The organism is Mucilaginibacter pankratovii (genome assembly GCF_014773265.1).
Lineage (GTDB): Bacteria > Bacteroidota > Bacteroidia > Sphingobacteriales > Sphingobacteriaceae > Mucilaginibacter > Mucilaginibacter pankratovii.
This window is the reverse complement of the sequence record NZ_JACWMY010000002.1, coordinates 597,204-621,732: the sequence shown is the minus strand read 5'-3', so window position 1 is coordinate 621,732 and position 24,529 is coordinate 597,204. Positions and strand designations below refer to the sequence as shown.

13 protein-coding genes are annotated in these 24,529 nt (G+C 46.5%); 12 read left to right on the top strand and 1 reads right to left on the bottom strand.

Annotated features, from left to right (window positions below):
* The first annotated feature begins 76 nt into the window (after nucleotides 1–76).
* The gene (locus tag IDJ77_RS05300; protein WP_224750970.1) at nucleotides 77–871 is read left to right on the top strand and encodes a DUF1223 domain-containing protein; all 795 of its coding nucleotides are present in this window, start codon (nucleotides 77–79) and stop codon (nucleotides 869–871) included.
* A gap of 22 nt (nucleotides 872–893) precedes the next feature.
* Nucleotides 894–1,082, top strand: coding sequence for a hypothetical protein (locus IDJ77_RS05295; RefSeq protein WP_191187885.1), 189 nt, complete (start codon nucleotides 894–896; stop codon nucleotides 1,080–1,082).
* Nucleotides 1,083–1,088: 6 nt separating this feature from the next.
* Here the strand turns inward: IDJ77_RS05295 and IDJ77_RS05290 are convergent, their stop codons facing one another.
* Entirely contained in the window at nucleotides 1,089–2,033 is a 945-nt protein-coding gene (locus tag IDJ77_RS05290) for an AraC family transcriptional regulator (protein ID WP_191187884.1), read from the bottom strand.
* A 350-nt stretch (nucleotides 2,034–2,383) separates the two neighbouring features.
* On the opposite strand from IDJ77_RS05290, the gene IDJ77_RS05285 reads away from it, so the two are divergent.
* The 10 genes from IDJ77_RS05285 to IDJ77_RS05240 all read left to right on the top strand — a co-directional run bounded on the left by IDJ77_RS05285 (nucleotide 2,384) and on the right by IDJ77_RS05240 (nucleotide 24,376).
* The gene (locus IDJ77_RS05285; RefSeq protein WP_191187883.1) at nucleotides 2,384–4,639 is read left to right on the top strand and encodes an alpha-amylase family protein; all 2,256 of its coding nucleotides are present in this window, start codon (nucleotides 2,384–2,386) and stop codon (nucleotides 4,637–4,639) included.
* A gap of 54 nt (nucleotides 4,640–4,693) precedes the next feature.
* Nucleotides 4,694–6,037 (top strand): sugar porter family MFS transporter, encoded by a 1,344-nt coding sequence (locus IDJ77_RS05280; protein WP_191187882.1) that lies wholly within the window; start codon nucleotides 4,694–4,696, stop codon nucleotides 6,035–6,037.
* A 15-nt stretch (nucleotides 6,038–6,052) separates the two neighbouring features.
* Nucleotides 6,053–9,394, top strand: coding sequence for a tetratricopeptide repeat protein (locus IDJ77_RS05275; RefSeq protein ID WP_191187881.1), 3,342 nt, complete (start codon nucleotides 6,053–6,055; stop codon nucleotides 9,392–9,394).
* 104 nt (nucleotides 9,395–9,498) lie between these two features.
* On the top strand, nucleotides 9,499–11,709 hold the full coding sequence (locus IDJ77_RS05270) for an alpha-galactosidase (protein WP_191187880.1): 2,211 nt from the start codon (nucleotides 9,499–9,501) through the stop codon (nucleotides 11,707–11,709).
* Between the two features lie 177 nt (nucleotides 11,710–11,886).
* Entirely contained in the window at nucleotides 11,887–12,951 is a 1,065-nt protein-coding gene (locus IDJ77_RS05265) for an aldose epimerase family protein (protein WP_191187879.1), read from the top strand.
* Nucleotides 12,952–13,603: 652 nt separating this feature from the next.
* Complete coding sequence (locus IDJ77_RS05260) at nucleotides 13,604–16,879, top strand: SusC/RagA family TonB-linked outer membrane protein (protein ID WP_191187878.1); 3,276 nt, start codon at nucleotides 13,604–13,606, stop codon at nucleotides 16,877–16,879.
* 26 nt (nucleotides 16,880–16,905) lie between these two features.
* Nucleotides 16,906–18,819, top strand: a complete 1,914-nt coding sequence (locus IDJ77_RS05255) for a RagB/SusD family nutrient uptake outer membrane protein (RefSeq protein ID WP_191187877.1) — start codon at nucleotides 16,906–16,908, stop codon at nucleotides 18,817–18,819.
* A gap of 51 nt (nucleotides 18,820–18,870) precedes the next feature.
* A complete protein-coding gene (locus tag IDJ77_RS05250) occupies nucleotides 18,871–20,109 on the top strand; it encodes a DUF4959 domain-containing protein (protein WP_191187876.1) in 1,239 nt (412 codons plus the stop codon).
* A gap of 23 nt (nucleotides 20,110–20,132) precedes the next feature.
* Nucleotides 20,133–21,356, top strand: coding sequence for a DUF4998 domain-containing protein (locus IDJ77_RS05245; RefSeq protein WP_191187875.1), 1,224 nt, complete (start codon nucleotides 20,133–20,135; stop codon nucleotides 21,354–21,356).
* 263 nt (nucleotides 21,357–21,619) lie between these two features.
* On the top strand, nucleotides 21,620–24,376 hold the full coding sequence (locus tag IDJ77_RS05240) for a glycoside hydrolase family 2 protein (protein WP_191187874.1): 2,757 nt from the start codon (nucleotides 21,620–21,622) through the stop codon (nucleotides 24,374–24,376).
* The last annotated feature ends 153 nt before the right edge of the window (nucleotides 24,377–24,529 follow it).

Genomic DNA, 24,529 nt, shown 5'->3' with positions numbered 1-24,529 from the left:
GTCCAACTGAGCCTGTTTTCACTTAGTTTTGACGCCGTCGGCAGGTACTTTTGGATCATAACAAAATCCAAAAGATATGAAAAATCCAATCATCGCAACCATATGCACCTTAGCGGTGTGCATGCTTTCTGCCGCGGCCTTCGTTGATAAAAAGGCCCCCGTAAAAAATAAAAAAGATCTGCCCGCTACCGGAAGCGGCTTCGCCGTTTTAGAGCTATTTACATCCGAGGGATGCTCCAGCTGCCCGCCTGCCGACGAGGTGCTTGCCCGTGTGCAAAAAGAAGCCGGGGACAAGCCGGTATACGTTTTAGCTTACCATGTAGATTATTGGAACCGCCTTGGCTGGAAAGACGTATTCAGCAAGCCCGAATACAGCAAACGCCAATACCAATACAGCCGCCAGTTTGCCGGCCAGGTATATACGCCCCAGGTGATTTTCAACGGCAGAGCGGAATTTGTGGGATCGGACGAGCCGGCGATAAACGCCGCCATTAAAGAGGCCTTAAATACTCCTGCACCGGCATCCTTAAACTTGCAGGGTAAGCAATCCTCCGCAAAATTAGACCTTGATTATCAGGTTACAGGCGATGCTGCTAACAGCCAGCTTATGATTGCCGTCGTACAGAAACATGCCCTTAGTGTTGTAAAAAAAGGCGAGAATGCGGGCCGTACCCTCTCACATGCGCAGATCGTGCATGAGCTTTACGCTATTGATTTGCCGGCCGGCAAAAAAGGCACAAAACAGATCGATCTGCCCGTTGGCTTCAACTCTAAGGACTGGGAAATTATCGGCCTGATCCAAAATTCCGAAACAGGTTTGATCACAGCCGCCGGCCGAGCCAGTCTGAGTGCCGCCGCACCAACCCTGTGATTCAACCTTAAAAATAGTTTATATGAGCCAGTTAATTAAAGATGCACAAAAGCGGTTGTTAACCGCCTTTGTTGCCATTTTTTCGATGTTTTCAATCGCGGCGGCCCAGTTTGAGCCTAATCCTCAAAGCTGCGGAATGATCAATAGCTGGGTAAGTAAGCGTAAGGGAACTTTAGCCGGGGGCTTCGGAAACCTTCCTTCGCATTCGTAAAACTGTTTAACGTTTAGCCCCGGAAGCCGTATCCTCGCTGTTTCCGGGGCTTGCTTTAACCTTCTTTCTGTATTCGTTTGGCGAGATGCCCATCAACTTGGTGAACATCCTGGTAAAATAATACTGGTCCTCTATCCCAAGGCTTAAAGCGATGTTTTTGATAGACATGGTGGTGAACGAGATGTACTGACATGCCTTCTGAACTTTCAGTTGGTTAAAATATTCGATGGGGGAATATCCCGTCTTCGCCCGGAAAATAGCGGAGTAATGCGATGTGGAAAGCCTGGCATAACCGCTCAGGTCATCAAGCCGTATCATGGTATTGATATGGTCCTGCATATACCGAATGGTTTTTTCCACCATATCGTTATCAGCAGGCTTATCATCCACCTGGTTAAATTTATCCTCGTATATCAGCGATGATAAAAAGTGCGAAAAGATCATATTCACGTAGCGCAGGGCATCGCTGCTATACCCTTTTTCCAGGTTAAAACAGATATCCTCGAACAGCTTAATCCGGTTCTCATTAAAGGACAAATACGGCTTATAGTTTTCGGAGTTCTTCAGGATAAGTTCCAAAATAAAGGAAGCTATCTCGCCTTTAAAGTGAATCCAGTAGATAGTCCATGGTTTATCCATATTGGCCGCGTACCTGTGCGGCGTGTTGGCCGGGATAGCTATAAACTGCGAAGGCGATACTTCTACTTTTTTCTTGTTGATCTCTAACCAGCCGTAGCCCTCGGTGCAATAAATAATAATATGCTGGTTAATACCATGCGGGCGTTCGGCGTAATGGTGCATGGCTTTTGGGTAGTAGCCAATATCGGTGATGTATATCTGTTTGGTAACTAAATCCTTACTTAAAAAATTCGTGATTATTTTTTTTGGCAGCACAATCAGTTTTTGTCCCTCAAAACCATCTCTGCGACGTATTACAGTGCTTTTTGCCATGCTAATAAAGGTGTATTATGATGTAAACTTCAGGGTAATTGGTAACGCCCTGGATACAAACATTGATAAAAAATATTAATATATCAGCATCCCGCAATAAATTTAATAAAAACAGGTAAACCGTAATAAAGTCCATCAAGTCCGTAACATTACCTATTTTATTATCCTCTTTAATCTGTGACATTTACACCGTAACCAATTAGCGATACCGATCCTGTTAATGCTTTGTATTATTTCCGCTTGCGTAATTGCCGCGAAATAAAATGTGCTAAGGAATCAGCTTTTATGCCTGCCATTAAACGGGGCTTTAAAGTTTGACGGGGGGACCTGATAAAAAACAACAACCGTAAATGCCGTATTTCAATACCACAATAAGCAATTTTAAAATAACGCAAACCGGGCCGTTCAGGTTGATCGCCCTGTTCGTTTTAACTTTTTTGGGCGGAAGCCTGCAGGCCCAGGAACTTCAAAAAAGAACCGATAATACTTCTATCAGCAACCCGCAGGTAAAAATATCGGTTGATAAAAAAACCGGGATGGTGAATTACGTATTCGGCAATGGCGCGCATATAGATAATGCGGTGGCGTACGTTCAGGATGTAAATTCAGGATACTTGTCAACTACGGCATTATCTAACCATACTTGTACCGTTGAACCGGTAAGCGACCAGGTGGGCAAGGGCTTACGTCTTACGGTTAAGCATAGCGATGCACAGCACGATATCAGTATCACCCAGCGATTTACGCTTTACCAGGGAAAGCATTACGCGCTGGTAAAAGCAAGTGCCACGTCGGCCGGTAAGCCTATCGAAACGAGAAATATTAGTCCTATAGCCATCCTTCCTGTTAACAAAGGCAAGCTTTTTATCCCGGGGACAGAGCCCCGCATACTGGATGTACCTTTTGATAACGATGATTGGACACCTACCCTGGAAAGGCATTGGCCAAAAGGCGCCGAGCCAAAAAGCAAGGGCATCAGCTATGAATTTTTAGCGGTTTACGACCAGTTGAAAAACTCCGGATTGGTTATCGGCAGCGTTGAGCATGATTTCTGGAAAACCGGCCTTAGTTATCAAACCGCCACAGAATCGGGCTATATAGATTCGCTAAACGTTTTTGGCGGTGTAGCTACGGAGGATAACCCCTCGTTGAAGTCGGGCTACGGCGGATTGGATGGCACGCATGACCATACACAACACGGTACCGCGCTTGTCCAAACGGTGAGCTCGCCCACAATTTATATCAGCAGCTCGGATGATCTGCACGAAACATTTAAGGATTATGGCAGGGTAAACTCCATCATCAACGGCAGGCAAACCTGGCAGGCCCCGGCACCGGTATACTGGAACAGCTTTGGAGTAGAAGGCGTGCTGGGTTACGAAAAGGTGATGATGCCACCGGCGGTACACCAAGTCTCCGATTTTCTGCATTCGATGCCCAACTTCAGCGCTTATTCAAAACCGGTGCTCAGCGTCGATTCCTACGATCAGGGTATCTACACCACCGAAGTTCTAAAAGAAATTGGAGAGTATGGCAACAAGAATGGACAGCAAATGGGCTTTTACTTTATCCCCTTTGCCATGTGGAGCTGGAAAGATAATATCAAAGGGCACAAGGTACCCGGCTCTGATTACCTGCTGGAGGACGTTTTACTGCACGACAAGAATGGTAAGCCCATTATGTACAAAGATGGACAATGGGGCGCTTATGCCATGGATCCATCGCATCCGGCTATCCGGTTATACATCATTCAGCAATTAAATAAGGCAAAGGCCATCAACGCTAAATTTATTAAAATAGATTTTTTAACCGCCGGGGCGCTGGAAACCACAAAACGTTACGATCCGAAGGTGCGCACCGGGATGCAAGCTTATAACTATGGCATGAAAACCCTGCGGCATTTGGTAGATTCCATCATGGGTAAGGATATTTTTATCACCCAGGCTATTTCCCCGCTTTTTCCGCACCAGTATGCGCATACCAGGTTTGTATCAACAGATGTTTATTCGCACCTGCGCGATGATCAGAAAGGCTTCCCGGGATGGGGCAGTACAGAGTCATCGCTGGCAACAGGCTCACACATGGGCTGGATCCAGGGAACGTTATTCCCCTATACCAACCTGGATGTAAGCATCATGAAAAACTTCCAGCGCAACCTCGACCTGAACGAGCAGGAGATAAAGGTGCGCCTGTACGCCATGATGGTGATGGGCAGTATTTTGGGGGACGGGTCTGATTACCGCAACCCTATAGCCGCTTACCGCGCACAAACATTTTTAAACAATGAAAATATAGCCAAATTTTTCAGTGACCCGAAGGCATTTACCCCTATTAAAACCGCCGATGGCGAAAGCTTCGATCAGCAGTTGTCTTTTTACCTGCCGGGTGATACCTCGATGGTAGCTCTGTTCAATTTCGATCTGAAAAAAGATTTTAAACAGGTATTCAACCGGGGCGATTTGCACCTTGACGCGAAGAAGAAATACGAATTGCGCGATTTTATGAATGATAGTGTAATTAGCGAATTAGCGGCTGATGCACAGGAGCTTGTCATTACATCCGCTCCGGGTGATGGAGTGATGCTGAAATTAGTTCCGGTAAAATAATCATCAAAATAAATAGTAATATTATGCCACCAGTTAAACTTATACAACCTAAAAATGAGCAGTTCCAAAAGCTTTAACAGCAGTTATATTATCGGCATTTCCTTTATCTCGGCACTCGGCGGGTACTTATTCGGGTTCGATTTCGCGGTCATCTCCGGCGCCTTACCCTTTTTGCGCACACAATTCGCGCTTACACCGGTATGGGAGGGTTTCTTAACAGGCTCGCTGGCTTTGGGCTGTATTGTGGGTTGCCTGCTTGCAGGCAATATTGCCGATAAATATGGCCGCAAACCCGGGCTCATCATTGCGGCATTAATTTTCGCGGTATCATCTATCGGTATAGCGTTCTCGGCATCCTTAACCTATTTTTTGGTGTTGCGCTTTGCAGCGGGAATTGGCGTAGGTATGGCTTCTATGCTTTGCCCCATGTACATAGCCGAAGTTTCGCCGGCCGAAGTGCGCGGCCGCAATGTGGCTATTAACCAGCTTACGGTGGTGATAGGTATATTGGTTACCAACTTGGTTAACTATTTCCTTGCCGACCATGGCGCCGATTCGTGGCGCTGGATGTTTGGCCTGGGCGTGGTACCATCGGCAGTATTTTTAATAGGCGTTACCTGGTTGCCCGAAAGCCCGAGGTGGCTGATGAAGGCAGGTCAGCCTGAAAAGGCAAAGCTGATCCTCAACAAAATCGGCTCACCGGATTTTGCAGATATGACCTTTAAAGCGGTTGAAAAATCACTGGTTGGGGCTACAAAACAATCATACGCCATGGTGTTTGAAAAGGCTGTTCGCCCGGCTGTTGTGGTTGGGGTTACGCTGGCAGTTTTTCAGCAGTTCTGCGGCATTAACGTGGTGTTTAATTATACCTCCACCATTTTCGAATCGGTAGGGGCAAACCTCAACAGGCAGTTATTCGAAACTGTTGCTATTGGCGTGGTAAACCTGGTGTTTACGCTATTGGCCATGTGGCAGGTAGATAAATTGGGCCGCCGCCCGCTGATGTTATGGGGCTCATTAGGCCTGGCTATCCTGTACATTGTACTGGCCGTGCTGCTACAAAATCAATTCCCTGCCGGGCTGGTATCTATGGTTGTGTTGCTGGCGATAAGCACCTATGCTATCTCGCTTGCGCCGGTTACCTGGGTGCTTATCTCCGAGATCTTCCCGAATAAAATCCGGGGTGTGGCTTCGTCTGTTGCCATCGTGTCGCTTTGGGGGGCGTATTTTATCCTCGTATTTACCTTTCCAATACTGGCTAAGATACTGGGTACCTACGGGCCGTTTTACCTGTACGCGGGTATTTGCCTGGCGGGCTTTTTGTTTATAAAAGCAAAGGTGAAAGAAACTAAGGGGCAAACCCTGGAAGAACTGGAAGACAATTTAATAAGACATTAAACTATTATATATAACATGCAAAATTCATCTGTTTCCGTTTGGGAAGAGCAAGTAATTATCCCTACGTACGGTGTTGGCAAACCGGATAAAAACCCTATGTTTTTCGAAAAACGGGTTTACCAGGGCAGCAGCGGGGTGGTTTACCCAAACCCCGTTATCGAAAAAATTGCTGATGAAAAAGAGGACAAGGCGTACACTGCCTTATTCCTCGAGAACAAGTACCTCAAGGTGATGATACTGCCGCAATTGGGCGGGCGTATTCAAACCGCTTTCGATAAAATTAAACAGCGCCATTTCATTTACCATAACCAGGTAATTAAGCCGGCTTTGGTTGGCCTTACTGGGCCATGGATCTCGGGCGGTATTGAGTTTAACTGGCCGCAGCACCATCGCCCAAGCACTTTCGATCCGGTTGATTATAAATTGGAAGAACACGCCGATGGCAGCAAAACCGTTTGGGTGAACGAGGTGGAGCGGATGTTCCATACCAAGGGGATGGCGGGTTTTACCCTGCACCCGGATACGGCCTATATCGAAATAAAAGCAAAGCTGTTTAACCGCTCGGCCCTGCCGCAAACCTTTTTATGGTGGGCCAACCCCGCAGTAAAGGTGAACGACTATTACCAATCGGTATTCCCGCCGGATGTGAACGCGGTGTTTGACCATGGCAAGCGCGATGTATCTGATTTCCCCATCGCAACCGGCACGTATTACAAGGTGGATTATTCCCCGGGCACGGATATCTCGATGTATAAAAATATCCCGGTGCCAACCTCGTACATGGCCATCAATTCTGATTATGATTTTGTTGGCGGCTACGAGCACGATAGCGAAGCCGGTCTGCTGCATGTGGCCAATCACCATGTATCTCCCGGTAAAAAACAATGGACCTGGGGCCACAGCGATTTCGGCCAGGCCTGGGACAGGAACCTCACCGATGAGGACGGCCCGTATATCGAACTGATGACAGGCGTTTTCACCGATAACCAACCCGATTTTAGCTGGCTGATGCCCAACGAAGAGAAAACCTTTACCCAGTACTTTTTGCCCTACCGCGAGTTAGGTATGGTGAAAAATGCATCGAAGGATATTTTGTTGGCGCTCAGCAAAACCGGCGATAAGGTAACGCTTAAAGTGCAGGTAACCTCGGCGCAACCAGGTCTGCAGATCAGCCTTAGCTACAAAGGCGAAGATCTGCTGACACATACCGCAACGCTTACGCCTGAAGCCGTCTTTGTTAAGGACATTACTGTTGATGCAGGTTTGAACGAACAGGAATTATTGTTGATTATCACGCAAGATAGCCGCGAGGTGCTGCGCTACGAACCTGCCAAGAACAAAAAGAACGAGATGCCTATCCCGGCAAAGCCTGCTTTGGAACCTGCGGATGTGGAGAGCGTTGAGCAATTGTTTTTAACGGCACAACATTTGGAGCAATACCGCCATGCCACGTTTTCGCCGGTGCCTTATTACGAGGAAGCACTCCGCCGCGAACCGGGAGATATCCGCAATAACAACGCTCTGGGTAAATGGTATATCCGCAAAGGGCAGTTTGCCAAAGCGGAACCATTTTTGAGGAAGGCCGTAGAAACCAGCATCCAGCGCAACCCAAATCCATACGACAGCGAGCCATACTACAACCTTGGCTTGTGTTTGAAATATCAGGATAAAACAGACGAAGCTTACACCGTTTTCTACAAAGCTACCTGGAGCAACGCCTGGAAGGATAGCGGCTTTTTTGAAGTAGCAAAGACCGATGCAGCCCGCGGGCACTTTGCATTGGCGCTTGACCATATCAGCCAATCGCTGGACAGGAATGCCAACAACAGCAAGGCCTATGTGATCAAAATTGCCGCGCTGCGCAATCTTCAACAATTGGATAAAGCCTTTAAAGTAGTCGATGCAGCACTGGAGCGCGATAGCTTTAACCTTGGGGCCGTTTTTGAAAAAATGCAACTTTATAAGCTGGACGGCAATATGGAGAAAGCCGCCGAAAGCCTGGATGAACTATTGGCTTTGAGCAGGAACGATGACCAGAATTTTATTGAATACGCCCTCGATTACGCTTCCGCTGGGTTATATACCGAAGCTGATGAACTGTTGCAACTGGCTTTAAAAGAACAGGGTAATAACCCGATGGTTTACTACAGCCTGGGCTATATAAACCATAAAAATGGACTGAAAGAAGAAGCTCAAAAATGGTTTGAAAAAGCCGCCGCTGCCGACCCGTACCTGTGTTTCCCGAACCGGTTGGATGAGGTGAAAATACTGCAGCTGGCCATGGAGCTAAATCCATCAGATGCCAAAGCGCCATATTACCTCGGCAACCTGTTTTACGATAAACGCCAATACGACGATGCACTCGGCTATTGGGAGAAAGCCGCTAAGCTGGATGCCCAATTCCCAACCGTGTTCAGGAATTTGGCGATAGCCTATTTTAACAAGCAAAACGATGCTGAGAAAGCGCTGAAGTATTTTGAAAAAGCATTTGCTTTGGATACCACCGATGCCCGCGTATTGATGGAACTGGATCAGCTTTATAAGCGCTTAAACTACCCGGTAAGTGTGCGCCTTAAATTTTTGGAAGACCACCTGCCGGTAGCGGAGCAGCGTGACGATGTTTATTTAGAGCGGGTAACGCTTTATAACCTGCTGGGCGAATATGATAAAGCCTTAGGTCTTCTGATGCAGCGCCAGTTCCACCCATGGGAAGGGGGCGAGGGCAAGGCATCAGGGCAGTATATTTTTAGTTTAATACAACTGGCTAAACAAGCTATAGAAGATGGTGGTTTTGAAAAAGCTATTGCCTATCTCAACCAGGCCAAAAGCTATCCTCATAACTTAGGGGAAGGTAAATTATACGGCACGCAGGAAAACGATATCGACTACTGGCTGGGCTGCGCCTATGAAGGTTTAAATAAGGCTGATGAAGCTAAAGCTTTTTTTAGCCAGTCGACCGTTGGCTTGGATGAGCCTTCTGCCGCTGTTTTTTATAACGACCAGCAACCCGATAAGATCTTTTACCAGGGCCTGAGCTGGAATAAACTGGGCGATAAGGAACGGGCGAAAAGCATCTTTAATAAACTGTTGGCTTACGGCAAAGCCCATGCAAACGATGTTGTAAAGATCGACTACTTCGCGGTATCGCTGCCCAACCTGCTCATTTTTGATGATGACCTGAATCTGCGGAACCTGTGCCATACCAGCTTTTTACAAGGCTTGGGTTTGCTTGGGCTGGAGGATTTTGATGCCGCAACAGAAATGTTTACAAAAGTGCTGCAACTGGATGCCGCACACGCCGGCGCAAAGATCCATTTAGAGATGGCAAAAAAACAAATGAACGTGTCCAGCTACTAAAAACAAAGCAACCCAACAATCAACGATAACCATCGAACCGGTGAAGCTGAAAACTTCATCGGTATTAAAGGGTTTGCGCAACTTCTACCATATCAATTTAAAATATGTATCTATTTTATTCTTTAAAAAAGGCTGCGGCAACATTAGTTGCGGGCTGTTTTTTGGCCACGGCCCAGCCGGTAAACGCGCAGGTGATCACCATTCCTGTAGAGACCGCGCACCATGCTTTTTTACTGCAGGTAGATGGGGAGAAAAACCTGAGCACCGTTTATTTCGGTAAAAAACTGGCAGATGCTAAAGAATATAACGAAGTGGCGGCCATGCACAAATCCTCTGCCGATTACAGTGGGCAGCTCAATTCGGCTTACACTACAGCGGGTTCGCGTAACCTGGCTGAACCGGCCATCGCCGTAACCCATGCAGATGGTAATATGTCGCTCGATCTGAAATATGTGAGCCACCAGCTCACTAAAGTGGATGAAGATGTGGCTTTGCTAACCGTGAATTTGAAAGACCCGGTTTATGATGTGGAGGTAACGCTTTACTACAAATCATACTTCAAAGAAGATGTGGTTGAACAATGGAGCGCCATCAAAAACCTGGAGAAAGGCAATATCAGCCTGCAAAAATTCGCTTCGGCAAATTTATACGTGCAGGCCAAAAGTTATTGGTTAAGGCAGTATCATGGCGACTGGGCCAAAGAGATGCAGCCCGAAGAAAAAGAACTTAGCCACGGCATCAAAGTTCTCGACAGTAAACTGGGCAGCCGGGCCAATTTATTCCAGCCATCGGTGTTCATGATCTCGATTGATAAACCCGCATCAGAAGATGAGGGGACCGTGCTTTACGGTTCACTGGAATGGAGCGGTAATTTCCGCATCGACCTGGAGGTGGATCCGCAGGATAACCTGAGGATCATCGCCGGGATCAATAATTACGCTTCGCCTTATCTGCTTAAAGCGGGAGAAGAGTTTACCACACCGCCATTTTTATATACCCTTTCTGATAAAGGCAAGGGCGAGGCCAGTCGCAAATTACAGCGCTGGGCGCGTGAGTATAAACTGCTGGATGGCAAAGGCTCGCGTTTAACTTTGCTCAACAACTGGGAGGCTACTGCCTTCGGTTTTAATGAAAGTAAACTGAAGGAGCTTTTAAAAGACACCAAAACGCTCGGCGTTGATCTGTTTTTGTTAGACGATGGGTGGTTTGGCAACAAGTTCCCCCGCAATGATGACCATGCAGGTTTGGGCGATTGGCAGGAAAACGTGAAGAAACTGCCAAATGGCATCGCTTCGCTGGTAAAAGAAGCGCAAAACACGGGTGTAAAATTCGGGATATGGATAGAGCCGGAGATGGTAAACCCGCAAAGCGAGCTTTACAAAAAACACCCTGATTGGGTGGTTAAACAAGCCGGCCGGCCCGAATACTATTTCCGTAACCAGCTGGTGCTGGATCTGGCTAACCCCAAAGTACAGGATTTTGTATACAGCATTGTAGATTCGCTGTTTATTAAAAGCCCCAACCTGGCTTACATCAAGTGGGATTGCAACGCGGTTATTTATAACGCTTATTCAACCTTTCTGAAAAAAGACCAGTCACGGTTTTATGTAGAATATGTGCGTGGGCTTTATAAAGTTTTGCAGCGCATCCGCACAAAATACCCCAGTGTGCCCATGATGCTTTGCTCGGGCGGTGGTGGCCGTGTTGACTATGGCGCGCTGCAATACTTCACCGAATTTTGGCCAAGCGATAACACCGACCCGCTGGAACGCATTTTTATGCAGTGGGAATACTCTTACTTCTACCCGGCAATGGCTACCGCTAACCACGTAACCGACTGGGGCAAACAACCGCTAAAATTCCGGGTGGATGTAGCCATGATGGGGCGTTTGGGTTTTGATATCGTTATCAGTAAACTGGCCGGGAACGATCTTGCTTTTTGCCAGGATGCGGTGAAGAACTATAACAGCTTAAAACCGGTGATATGGCAGGGCGACCAATACCGTTTATCAGATCCGGTTACTGAAAGTGTAGCCGCTGTAATGTATGTAGATACTACTAAAACGTCGGCAGTGATCTTCAATTACCTGGTTAATAACCGCTACGGGCGAGGCAACAGGCTACCCATAAAACTGAAAGGATTGGACCCTGCCAAACGCTACAGCCTAAAGGAAATAAACCTTTACCCGGGCTCATCATCACCGATGGATGGGAAGAAAACCTACTCCGGCGATTTCCTGATGACGGTTGGTTTTGATCCGGGGATCAGCACTAATAAAACCAGCGCGGTTGTACAGCTTACCGAAGCTAAATAATAAAAAAGTTTACAAAAGTTTACACAATTTCATTGTGTGTTTAGTAAGGTATTGATAATCAAATAATTATAAAAAACCGAGGTTTACACCGTATCCAGTACCAACATTAGCTTAATAACAAATGCCGGCTAAAAAGATTTAACCTGTATTTGTTAAGTTAAAAACTTATACCTTATCTTGACCTTTAAAACAAACTCTACCATGATCCAAAGCCCCGCCGCTATATCGTATCGCCAGTGGGGCGACCATGCAGGTTGCCCGGTTTACCTGTTCAGGCTACAAAATGCTACAGGCGCTTATGTAGAGTTAACTAACTATGGGGCCACTGTGGTTTCGGTAGTGGTTGCCGATAAGGATGGTGGTTTTGACAACGTGGTGTTAGGCTACCCGGCATTGAACGATTATGTGAACGATACTTGTTACCTCGGCGCTACGATAGGCCGTTTTGCAAACCGGATAGGCGGTGCCGAATTTACTTTAGATGGCACAGCTTATCAGTTACACGCCAACGATGGCCCTAACACCAACCATGGCGGTAACGCGGCGTTTAACACCCGGGTTTTTGACTATGAGTTACATGACGATAGCCTATCCTTCACCCTCCATAGCGAAGATGGCGACGGCGGCTTCCCCGGCAACCTCCAGCTTACCGTAACCTACCGCTTTACGGATGAAAACGAGCTTTCCATAGATTTTAAAGCGCAAACCGATAAAAAAACCGTAGCTAATTTTACCAATCATGCTTATTTTAATTTGTCGGCAAAAGGCGAGGGTGTTTTCGGGCACGCTGTTAAAGTTTATGCTGATAATATGCTGGAGGTAGACGAGTCATATATCCCCAATGGACAAATAAAACCGGCGGGGAAACATGCTTTTAACGGCGAATCTTTGGAGAGTAAAATGATGATTGGCGACCAGGTTACTGCCCTGTTCAATGATTGCTACGTGTTGACCGATGCAGCCAAAGTACTTAAACCTGCTGCCGAATTGATAGAAAAAACATCAGGCAGAACGCTGAAAGTGTATACTACTTATCCATCGGTAATGGTTTATACCGGTGATTATCTTAACGGTGAAGCCGAGGGGAATTTTAAGCGCCCATACAAGCCGTTCGACGGTTTATGCCTGGAATGCCAGTATTATCCGGATAGCCCCAATCACCCCGATTTCCCTTCTGCTGAGTTACATCCGGGCGAGGAATACCATGAAATTATCGTATACAAATTCGGAACGGTGAATTAAAGGATACCGTGGCGTGGTTACTCGTCAAATGGACAAATATCTTCAATTTGGCCTATTAATACCCGCCTCCTAAATTATTCGCCCAAAAAATGTGATAATCGTAATATTGTCTATCTGCAATAAGGGCTTATCCCAAAAAAGGTATTTTGCTCTTTAAGCCTGTTTCGGCTTGTAATCCGATTGTTTTTGCCGGTATTGACTGCAATAATGTTTTACCTGTCACACAAAAACTGAGGGGTTCTTTATCTTTATCCCCAGATACACCCCTAAAGGTTTTTTTTTAAAAAAGTTAAAAATCAGAATATTGTCTATCTTTTTTGAAAGTTAATCCATTTTTTTATCGGCCGTTGCACTATACATTTACAAAACCAATTATTCACTAAACCAATTAATTATGTAAAAAATTGACTCTTATATTTTAAGGGGAAAGCCAACGGGCCACGTAAGCCGGGTCGTAATAATTCCGGGCGAGTGGCCAATACCGCTGTTTTTTATCGCAAGCTGTGCAGTTCAGGAAGCCCTGGGCGATGGCGTTGTATTGCCAAAAAACTTGCAAAGCGCCGATCGATATCCCCGCAACAATTCAGCAGACCTCAAGAAACTGATTGAGTAAACCCGATTGATTAAAAATAAATTTTATGAACAAAACTTTATGAACCAATCTCATATTTTAGGTAAAGCACCTTTAACAGCGCAAAAAAAGCCGGGCAGCCCTTACCAGCGGCGCTGCTTACTGCTTATTGTGTTCTCCTTGTTTTTTGGTACCGCCTTTGCTCAAACCGCAAAAATTACCGTAACCGGTAAGGTTACCGATACCACCGGGATCACCCTGCCCGGCGTTAGTGTTACCGTTGTAAACAACAGCAAAGTGGGCACTTTAACAGATGTGAACGGCCGGTTTATCTTAGATGTAGAAGATGGCGCGACCCTTCGGGTTTCGTTTGTAGGTTTTACATCTCAAACGTTTGTTGTATCTGCTACTAATAAGATCTTTAACGTCCGCCTTGCCGAAACCAAGGGCCAGATTGATGAGGTAGTTATAACGGCCTTCGGTAAAAAGGAGCGTAAGGAGGCTTTGGTTGGTTCGGTAACCAGCATTAAACCCAGCGAGCTAAAGATACCCGCAAGTAACTTAACTGCCGCACTGGCAGGGCAGGCGGCCGGTATTATTTCCTATCAGCGCAGCGGACAGCCGGGGCAGGATAATGCTTCGTTTTTTGTGCGTGGCGTAACTACGTTCGGCTACAAGCAAGATCCCCTTATTTTGATAGATAACGTGGAGCTAACCACGTCAGACCTTGCCCGGTTACAGGTTGACGATATCGCCAGCTTCTCCATTTTAAAGGATGCAAGCGCGACTGCTCTTTACGGAGCAAGGGGTGCCAATGGGGTTATCCTGGTAAGTACAAAGGAAGGTAAAGAAGGCCCGGCCAAGATCAATTTCCGGTCGGAGTATTCTTCATCGCAGGCCACACAAACACCACAAATAGTTGGCCCTATCGAATACATGAACCTGTACAACGAGGCCTCGCTAACCCGCGACCCTGCATTGCCTTTGCCTTTCCCGCAAAGCAAGATAGTTAATACCCAAAATACAATTAACGGCGGCCCCGGCGCCAACCCGTATGTTTACCCGGCTGTAGACTGGCTAAAAATGCTGTTCAACAAAAGGGCTACAACACAACGCAACAACTTAAGCGTTAGCGGTGGCAGCGGATTGGCCCGCTATTACATTACCGGTACTTATAACCAGGATAATGGCGTTTTAAAAACAGATATCCGCAATAATAACAATAACAACGTAAGCTTTAAAAACTACCAGTTACGCTCTAACATTAACCTTGCCTTAACTAAAAGCACCGAGGTTATTGTAAGGTTATCAGGTACTTTTAACGAATACAGCGGCCCTCTCACCAGCGACGGTTCCTTCGCATCGGATCTGTATAACATTGCCGTTCATACCAGCCCGGTGCTTTTCCCGGCATTTTACCCTGCCGATGCAGCTAATGCAAACGCGCAGCACATATTGTTTGGTAATGTAGGCCAGGCCGATGGTGCCGACAATAATAGTATTTTATACAATAACCCATACGCGGCGCTTTTACGGGGACATAAGAATTTCTCCGAGTCGCGGATGTCGGCCCAATTGGAGCTGAACCAAAACCTGAACTTCCTTACCGACGGATTAAAATTCCGCACCCTGTTTAACACCAACAGGCACTCGTATTTCGATTCGCAATTAACTTATAGTCCGTTTTATTACAATATCGGCTCGTATGATAAGGTGACCGATCAATACACTTTAACCTGGCTTAACCCTAAGCCAACGGGCAACAACGTGGCGCAGGAATACCTATCATACAATAAAAACGAACCAAACGCGGATACTTTCATGTATCTGCAAAGCGCTATGGACTATAACAAGCAGCTGGGCGACCATAATATCAACGCAACGTTGATCGGTACCGTTCAGCAAACTGTATATTCCAGCCAAAAAGATCCTAAAACCAATAAAACTACATTACAATACTCCCTTCCGTTCAGGAACCTGGGGTTGGCGGGCCGCTTAACCTACGGTTTTAAAAGCAAGTACTTCATAGAAGGTAACTTTGGCTACAATGGTTCGGAGCGTTTTAATGCCGTGCACCGTTACGGTTTCTTCCCAACCATTGGCGGCTCATGGGTAGTATCAAACGAAAGTTTCTGGAACCCGGATATCATCCAACGCTTAAAAATACGTGCAAGTTTCGGCAAGGTGGGTAATGATGCCATTGGCCAGCAACGTTTCTTTTACCAGTCTGACGTTAACTTTGTCGACGGCCCCAACTACGCGCAATTTGGTTTTAATAATTCCTACGAGCGTAAGGGTGTTTTCATCAACAGTTACGAGAACAACAATATCACCTGGGAAACTTCAAAGCAAACCAACTTAGCGGTTGAGTTTACGATATTGAAAAACCTGAACGTTATTGCCGAGATCTATAAAAATCACCGGTACGATATTTTACGCCAGAGGCTGGTTCCTTCAAGCGAAGGTTTTGAATCGGCTATCAGCTCCAACTTAGGTGTTGTAGATTCCAAAGGCGTGGACTTGTCTGCAGATTACAAACAAAATTTCAGCAGCGGTTTGTGGGCGTCTTTTAGGGGTAACTTCACTTACTCAACCAACAAGTATACTTTTATAGAAGAACCAAACTTTAACGAGCCATGGAGGCACTTTATAGGCCAGCCCATTAGCCGGGGTTATGGTTATGTTGCCGAAAGGTTGTTTGTAGACGACCAGGAAGCAATGAACTCGCCATCGCAGGTATTTAGCGGAACAGGTATTAAGCCGAAAGGTGGGGATATCAAATATCGCGACTTAAATGGCGATGGCAAGATAGATAATCTCGACCTAACCTTTTTGGGTTACCCGCAAACACCGGAGATCGTTTACGGCTTTGGCTTCTCTACCGGTTATAAAGGGTTCGATCTGTCGGCGTTTTTCCAGGGGCAGGCAAGGGTATCTTTCTTTGTCGACCCTACCCGTGTTAGCCCGTTCATTCCAAGCCCGGATGCTTATGTGTATGGTAATACACAGGTTTTGCAGGAATTTGCCGATAGCCATTGGAGCGAAGAAAATCAAGACCTGTATGCTGCTTACCCAAGGTTGGGTACTACAAGGGCAGGGATTGAGAATAACCTGCAGCCCAGCACCTGGTGGCTGCGCGATGCAAGCTTTTTACGGTTAAAATCGTTAGAAATAGGTTATACATTACCTACCCGCCTATCAAAAGCATTAAAACTTAACAACCTGAGGATATATTTTAACGGCTTAAATTTGGTTACCTGGAGCCCCTTCAAGATGTGGGATCCGGAGCAGGGCGGCAACGGGTTTGCTTACCCTATCCAAAAAGTATTTAATGTTGGCCTTAATGTTAATTTATAACCATAACAGATTAAAACAGAGAAGACATGAGATCATATTATAAATATATACTGATGGCCCTTTTTTGTATGACGGGTGTGTCGTGCAAAAAATACCTGGACGTGGCTCCTGATAACGTAGGTACGCTTGATTATGCTTTCAGGAACCGTAACGAGGCGGAGAGTTACCTTTTTAGTTGCTACTCTACCATGCAGCAGCTGAACAACGTAATTTATAACGCCGGGTTCACTACCTCGGCAGAAATTATTTACCCTAATAACCTGGGCGTCACTTTTTTTGATCAGAGCGGATTCAACCTCATCAGAGGCGTGCAAAGCACCGGCTCACCGGTTTTAAATTACTGGGGCGCCGGCGGCGTTGGTAACGTTAACCTCTTCCAGGGCATAAGGAGGTGTAACACCATGCTGGAGAACATTGATAAGCCGATAGATCTGAGCGAGTCGGAAAAGAGGCGCTGGATAGCCGAGGTGAAATTCCTGAAAGCATTCTATCATTATTATTTGATGCGCATGTATGGCCCGATAATCATAATAGATAAGAGTTTCCCGATAGATGCACCTACAGATTCTTTAAAAAGGAAGCGTTCATCTACCGACGAATCGTTTGCTTACGTAGTATCACAGCTGGATGCCGCGATACCCGATCTGCCGCCGGTGATAGAAAATCAAACAAAAGAGTTTGGCCGCATCACTAAGTTTATAGCCATGTCAGTAAAAGCTGAGGTGTTGGCCACAGCTGCCAGCCCCCTGTTTAACGGCAACCCCGATTATGCGGGTATTAAAGATCGTAGCGGCAAACTGCTTTTCTCGGCCGGATATGATGCCACTAAATGGAAGGCAGCAGCAGACGCGGCAAAGGCGGCCATAACCGAGTGCGAAGCAAGGGGGCTGCATTTAAATACCGCGCCACCCACAACCGCAGTAAGCGACGCATCAGACGAGGTGAAGAAACTTTTAACGCTGCAATCGGCTGTAACCGGCAAATGGGAGCAAAACCCCGAACTGATCTGGGCGCTAAACTACGGCTTTGGTTACCAGGGATTTGTTATGCCTAAGTTAACCAGTGATGCTGTTAGTATGGCAAATACGTACCCATCCAACTGGGCGGTGCCAATTGCCGAAACCGAACTGTTTTACACCAAACAGGGCGTGCCTATTAACGAGGATAAAACCTTTGATTACAACGGCCGTTTTACCCCAAAGGCAGGCGACGACGCTAATAAGCATTACATAAAACAAGGCTACGAAACCGCGCAGGGTAATTTGGGCCGCGAGCCGCGTTATTACGCCAGCTTAGCATTTGATGGCAGCATTTGGTTTGGCAACGGTAAGCTTAAGGAAGATGACGCACCTTATGTACAGGCAAAAGGTATTTTTGCAACAGCCGGCCCTAAAAGCTTTAACTCTACCAATATTACCGGCATCTGGCCAAAAAAACTGGCCAATTACCAAACCGTAATGGATAAAACCTTTGATGTGGTGAGCTATCAGCTGCCTATTATACGCTTATCGGGCCTGTATCTTTTATACGCCGAAGCGCTTAATGAGGCCGAAGGGCCGTCGGCAGAGGTATACAAATACATTGATATGGTTAGGGCGAGGGCGGGCCTGCAGGGTGTGCAAGCTTCCTGGACTGCTTATTCAACCAACCCGGGGAAAGCCACCGGTAAAGACGGTTTGCGCCAGATCATTCACCAGGAAAGAAGGATAGAGTTAGCGTTTGAAGGCCAGATAGGCTGGGACCTGCGCAGGTGGAAAGAACTGCAGGAAGTTTTAAGCAAACCATTGCAGGGATGGAACATTAACGAGGGTAGTTCTGCCGCTTATTATCGCCCAAGCACGGTTCTTATCCCGGTATTTGGTGTAAAGGATTATTTATTTCCTATTGCAACGCAGGATGTCATTATAAATGAAAACCTTACGCAAAATCCGTACTGGTAGTAGTTTTATATAATCATGTGTTTGGCAACAACTAATATTAAAATATAAATTATGAAAAAGATATTTAAACGCAGGTACTTCGCATGCTATATGCTGGTCTCGGTGTTGCTTATCGTGCTGGCTTCGCCATCATGCAAGAAAGCCGAATCTAACATCCAGGTGGTATCAACCGATCAGACTAAACCCGGGCCGGTAACCAATGTTAAGGTAGAGAACCTTAATGGTGCAGCCCGCCTAACCTATACCTTACCAAATGAGAAAAACCTGTTATACGTTTTGGCCCGCTATAATATAAACGATACCAGGACAAGAGAGACAAAGGCCAGTTATTATACCGATACCATTATTGTTGATGGTTTTGCAAGAGCTAAGGAATACACGGTAACTTTATACGCGGTAAGCAGGGCCAATGTAATGTCCGATCCGGTTACCGTAACCGTAAACCCGGCCACGCCAAATTACCTGTACATTAACTCTAATTTGACTATCACGCCCGATTTTGGCGGTGCTAACTTCTTTGGGTTTAACCCTAACAAGGTGCCGGTAGCCGTACATGTTATCACCTTTAATTCGGCTACCAATAAATACGATGAGCAAGAGCCTACCTACCTAACCGGCGACACTATCAATGTTTCGGCACTTGGTTTCCCGGCGGCTCCTCAAAAGTTTGGTGTTTTTGTTACCGATAGGTTTGGGAATATATCCGATACGGTTTTCAAAACCCTTACGCCATTGTTTGAGGTTGCCTTGGATAAGAAGAAGTTCTCTACCTTCCATTTACCAACCGATAGCCCTATCGGCTACGGCTGGGAGTTTAAATTCTTTTTTGATGATAACCTGGGCGACCCGGGATGGCATACCACCAGCAACCCTCTAAAAATTGGCACCATTGCATTAGGTGTTACCGCAAAAATAAGCCGTGTTAGGTTATATAACAGGCTGTCGGATATTTATGGCTATCAAAACACAAGGCAGTTCACCATCTGGGGTTCGTTGAAAGATAACCCGGCAGATTATTCGGCCTGGCCGGCAGCAACCACGCCTGTGGGTACCGTACTTGGCGATTGGGTTAACATGGGCAATTTTGTTTATCCAAACCCTCCGTCGGGCTTACCCCCGGGCAACGCAAACGCGGCTGATATAGCCTACGGCGCGGCAGGTGTCGATTTTAAAATGCCAAACACTGCCCCTAAGGCTAAGTTTATCCGTTTCCAATGCACGCAAACCTGGGCCGGGCTCGACTATGTTAACGCAAAGGAGATTACATTATTTGGCGACCCTACACAATAAGCCTTAACTAATAAATTAAAGCAATGAAAAATATTTTCCGTGTTATAGTTATCTTATCCATCATATTTATAGTAACAGGTAGCTGTAAAAAGTATGCCGATGACTATAAAACATTTTTAGATAATCACGAAGTAACTTATCCGGGCCTGGCAACCGGCGTAGGGTATCGCCCCGGTAATTTGCGGGCGGTATTGGTATGGCACCCCAGCCCCGATCCAAGCATTAAAAATTATGTGATCACCTGGAATAACGGCAAAGACTCGTTAACTCTTGATGCTACAAGCCACAGCCCGGCCGACTCCGTTAAAGTATCCATCCCCGGCCTGAAGGAGTATGTATATAGCTTCAGGATAGTAGCGCACGATAACAGCGGCGGTACCTCGGTGGGGCAGGATCTGAACAATGTTCGTGTGTACGGGCCTGTTTACCAGTCTACCCTGCTTAACCGTGGTTATAATATAGCAAACCCGTATATGGTGCGCCCTGATGGATCGGTAGATCTTAATTTTATTCAGCCGGATAGTGGTAACGTATCTACATCCATAGAATACAATACCAATACCGGCGGGTTAAACACCGCAACCTTGCTGCCAAAGAACAATGCCATTAATCTGCCCGATTTTAAATTTGGAACGGTGGTAAAGTATCAATCGGCTTACGTACCAGCCTCCAACGCGGCTGACGTATTCACTACGCTGGAAAAAGCTACCTTCCCCACCATCAGATTTATTGCCGTATGCGATAAGTCGTTATTCAGGGAGAACCCTTTACCTGGCGATGCCGGGATCTACGACTCCAACACCACGGTGCGCAAATTGTGGGACGGGTCGGTTGGCCCGCAGGGGTACCCGGATGTATTCCATAGCGATGGTAGCCATGGCATGCCGCATGCAATAACTTTTGATATGGGTAAAGTGTATAAAAAGCTTACATCGGTAGAAGAAACCGGGCGTAGCTGCTGCAATAATCCAGATCAGTTTGAAGTTTGGGGGATAGCGGATATTACCGGTGCAGAAACAAGCCTGTCGCCGCGCGACAGCGGATGGCCGGCCGAAATGACTGCCAAGGGATGGACACTGTTGAAGGATATACGCAGAACCGATGATGGCCAGAACGCGCAGAAATTTGATTTCGACACGGTGCCTTCGGTAAGGTACATCCGTGTACGCATTAAACACGTAACCACAAACGATAGTAACTATAGCAACATCAGTGAATTTACCTTCTGGAATGAAAAAGTGGATTAGTGCAGGGTAGCCGTTTGCAGTTCAGAAGCATCAGGCTCAGAAAAACAGAATAATTATTGGTTCATATATTGGTTGAGTTAAAGCCGGTAGCGTATTTCGCTTGCCGGCTTTTTTTATGAATAACACAAAACTTCTACAGCCCGGTTATTGCCACAATCGGTAACGATTGCGTAATTTTAATTTACGGTATTCTTTCTTAATTGCAAGGGAGTAATTAATCTTGTTTAGTTTAGGCTTGCCAACCATTACACCTAATAAATATTATGAAAAAAATAGTATTGCAATTATTATTGCTGCTGACGGGCGTTAACGCGTTTTCGCAGGAAACGGTTATTAAATATTTATCCGGTACGGATAAGGACCACACCGTGCAATGGGATTTTTATTGTACCGGGGGCCGTAAAAGCGGCAGCTGGACAAAGATACCCGTTCCCTCCAACTGGGAGCAGCAGGGTTTTGGTACCTATAATTATGGGCACGATAAGGTAAAAGCCAACGAAAAGGGCCTCTACAAATACGAATTTGCTTCGTCGGGCATGCAAGGCAAAAAGGTTTTCATTGTTTTTGAGGGCTCGATGACCGATACCAAAGTAACGATTAACGGCAAGCAGGCCGGCCCCATACACCAGGGCGCTTTTTACCGCTTTAAGTACGATATAACCGACCTGCTAAAACCCGTAGGCAAAAACCTGCTGGAAGTTACGGTTGATAAAACTTCCGCAAATTCATCTGTGAACGATGCCGAGAGAAGGGATAGCGATTTTTGGGTGTTAGGCGGCATTTACCGCCCCGTTTACTTGGAGATAGTGCCGGCAACCTTTATCGAACGGACATCGGTAAACGCCAAGGCTGATGGCTCTTTCCTGCTGAATGTTTTCGCGCGGAATTTAAAAGGAGACGAAACCATTATTGGGCAGGTGCAAAAGCTCAACGGACAAAATGTTGGCGCGCTCTTAACGGTTAAAGCAAATACTACGGCAGACAGCCTGCAATTAAAAGGCAGCTTTAATAAACCGCAGCTGTGGAGCGCCGAATTCCCCAACCTGTACCAGGTAATCGTCAGTATCAAAAATAAACAGGGTGTTGTACACCGTATCAAGCAAAAGTTTGGTTTCCGCACGGTGGAAGTCCGGACTAATGACGGTTTCTATGTTAATGGCGCAAGGGTAATCTTAAAAGGTACTAACCGCCACAGTTTTTGGCCCGAAACAGGGCGCACGCTAAGCAAAGGTGTCCATTTGATGGACGCTAAGCTGATGAAGCAGATGAATAATAACGCGGTACGCATGTCGCACTATCCGCCCGATCATGAGTTTTTGGATGTGTGCGACTCCCTGGGCCTTTATGTACTGGACGAACTCACCGGCTGGCAGGCAAAATATGATACCATAGTAGGCCATAAGTTGGTGAAAGAACTGGTGCTGCGCGATGTAAACCACCCATCGATTGTCTTTTGGGATAACGGCAACGAAGGTGGCTGGAACCGCGGACTGGATAACGATTACGCGCTTTACGATCCTCAAAAACGTACCGTAATACATCCCTGGGAAAAGTTTAACGGTACCGATACAAAGCATTACCCCGATTATAAATATATGGTTAACGCAGCCTCTGCCGGGCAGGAAGTATTTTTCCCGACGGAATTTATGCACGCCTTGTATGATGGCGGAGCAGGGGCTGCGCTTGATGATTTTTGGGGCGCGATGATGAAGCACCCGCACGGCGCAGGCGGGTTTATATGGGCCTTCTTGGATGAGGCGCTTATTCGCACCGATAAGAACGGAGCGTATGACGCTGATGGAAACCACGCGCCGGATGGCATTGTAGGCCCGCATCGCGAAAAGGAAGCCAGCTTTTATACCGTTAAAGAGATCTGGTCGCCGGTTTATGTCGATCCGCAGCCGATTGATAAGCGTTTCGACGGGAAGATCCCGGTGGAGAACAGGTACTCGTTCACCAATTTTAGCCAATGCACCTTTAAATGGAAACTGGTTAAATTCCCTCCGGCAAAAAGTAAAACTTCGGCAGCTATTTTACAGGCCACAGGTGTCCCCGCGGCACTAAACTTAAAACCGGGCGAAAAAGGCGTATTCAATTTAAACCTGCCATCAACATGGAAAAAAAGCGATGCCCTTTACCTCACCGCTTACGATCCGGATAAAAAAGAGATCTTTACCTGGAGCTGGGCTATCCACGCGCCTGTCGCGGCGCCAAATGCTCCGGCAATTGCAAAAACACCGGGCATAAGCATTTCCGAAAGCGATAAAGAACTTACCGTAAAATGCGATGGCATCAGCTATTATTTTGATAAAACTACCGGGTATATCCAAAAAGTAGTGAAGCCAACGGGTACGGTTTCCCTATCGGGCGGGCCGGTACTGGCCGGGGTTAATACTACCTTAAAGGAATTTACTTATAAGGCAGATAAAGCCCAATATATAGTACAAGCCGAATATGAGGGCGCTGCACCGCTGCAAATCAAATGGACCTTTAAACACGGTCAGCCCGTTAAGCTGCAGTATCAGTATACGCAGCAGGGCGATGTTGATTTTATGGGCATCACCTTTAATTATCCCGAAGAAAAGGTTACGGGTATGAAATGGCTGGGCCGCGGCCCTTACCGGGTATGGAAGAACCGGCTGAAAGGTCAGCAATTCGGCGTTTGGCACAAAGCCTATAACAATACCATAACCGGCGAAACCTGGGGTTACCCCGAGTTTAAAGGCTACCACGCTGAAGTAAACTGGGCCGTTATCGAAAATAAGGAATCTCCATTTACGGTTTACATCGCTGATAAAAATACTTACCTGCAAATGTATCAGCCGGCCAGGGAGCAGGCGGCTTTAAGTAATAATAATGTGGAACCCACTTTCCCGGCAGGCAGTATTGGGTTTATGAAAGCGATAAACCCTATCGGTACCAAATTCCAGTCCGCCGACGTGATGGGCCCGCAAAGCCAGAAAAATCATTTGGATGGAAAGCCGGTTAGCGGCACCCTGTGGTTCGATTTTACCAACTGATCAAGTTTAAGTTACCCCACAAAACGGGTAGACTGAAAGAAAGAGGCATCGCCTCGGCCAATATTGTAGCAACGGATTTTAATCCGTTGTAAGAATACGATAGAAACCCGAGAGCCGTAGGCTCGATATATATAAATAGCCATTGCAGCGCGC

Excerpts from the sequence above, each read along its gene's own strand:
- IDJ77_RS05250 (WP_191187876.1), top strand. The coding sequence starts at position 18,871 with ATGAAAAAGATATTTAAACGCAGGTACTTCGCATGCTATATGCTGGTC.
- IDJ77_RS05270 (WP_191187880.1), top strand. The coding sequence starts at position 9,499 with ATGTATCTATTTTATTCTTTAAAAAAGGCTGCGGCAACATTAGTTGCG.
- IDJ77_RS05280 (WP_191187882.1), top strand. The coding sequence starts at position 4,694 with ATGAGCAGTTCCAAAAGCTTTAACAGCAGTTATATTATCGGCATTTCC.
- IDJ77_RS05295 (WP_191187885.1), top strand. The coding sequence starts at position 894 with ATGAGCCAGTTAATTAAAGATGCACAAAAGCGGTTGTTAACCGCCTTT.
- IDJ77_RS05255 (WP_191187877.1), top strand. The coding sequence starts at position 16,906 with ATGAGATCATATTATAAATATATACTGATGGCCCTTTTTTGTATGACG.
- IDJ77_RS05245 (WP_191187875.1), top strand. The coding sequence starts at position 20,133 with ATGAAAAATATTTTCCGTGTTATAGTTATCTTATCCATCATATTTATA.
- IDJ77_RS05240 (WP_191187874.1), top strand. The coding sequence starts at position 21,620 with ATGAAAAAAATAGTATTGCAATTATTATTGCTGCTGACGGGCGTTAAC.
- IDJ77_RS05285 (WP_191187883.1), top strand. The coding sequence starts at position 2,384 with ATGCCGTATTTCAATACCACAATAAGCAATTTTAAAATAACGCAAACC.
- IDJ77_RS05260 (WP_191187878.1), top strand. The coding sequence starts at position 13,604 with ATGAACCAATCTCATATTTTAGGTAAAGCACCTTTAACAGCGCAAAAA.
- IDJ77_RS05300 (WP_224750970.1), top strand. The coding sequence starts at position 77 with ATGAAAAATCCAATCATCGCAACCATATGCACCTTAGCGGTGTGCATG.
- IDJ77_RS05275 (WP_191187881.1), top strand. The coding sequence starts at position 6,053 with ATGCAAAATTCATCTGTTTCCGTTTGGGAAGAGCAAGTAATTATCCCT.
- IDJ77_RS05290 (WP_191187884.1), bottom strand. The coding sequence starts at position 2,033 with ATGGCAAAAAGCACTGTAATACGTCGCAGAGATGGTTTTGAGGGACAA.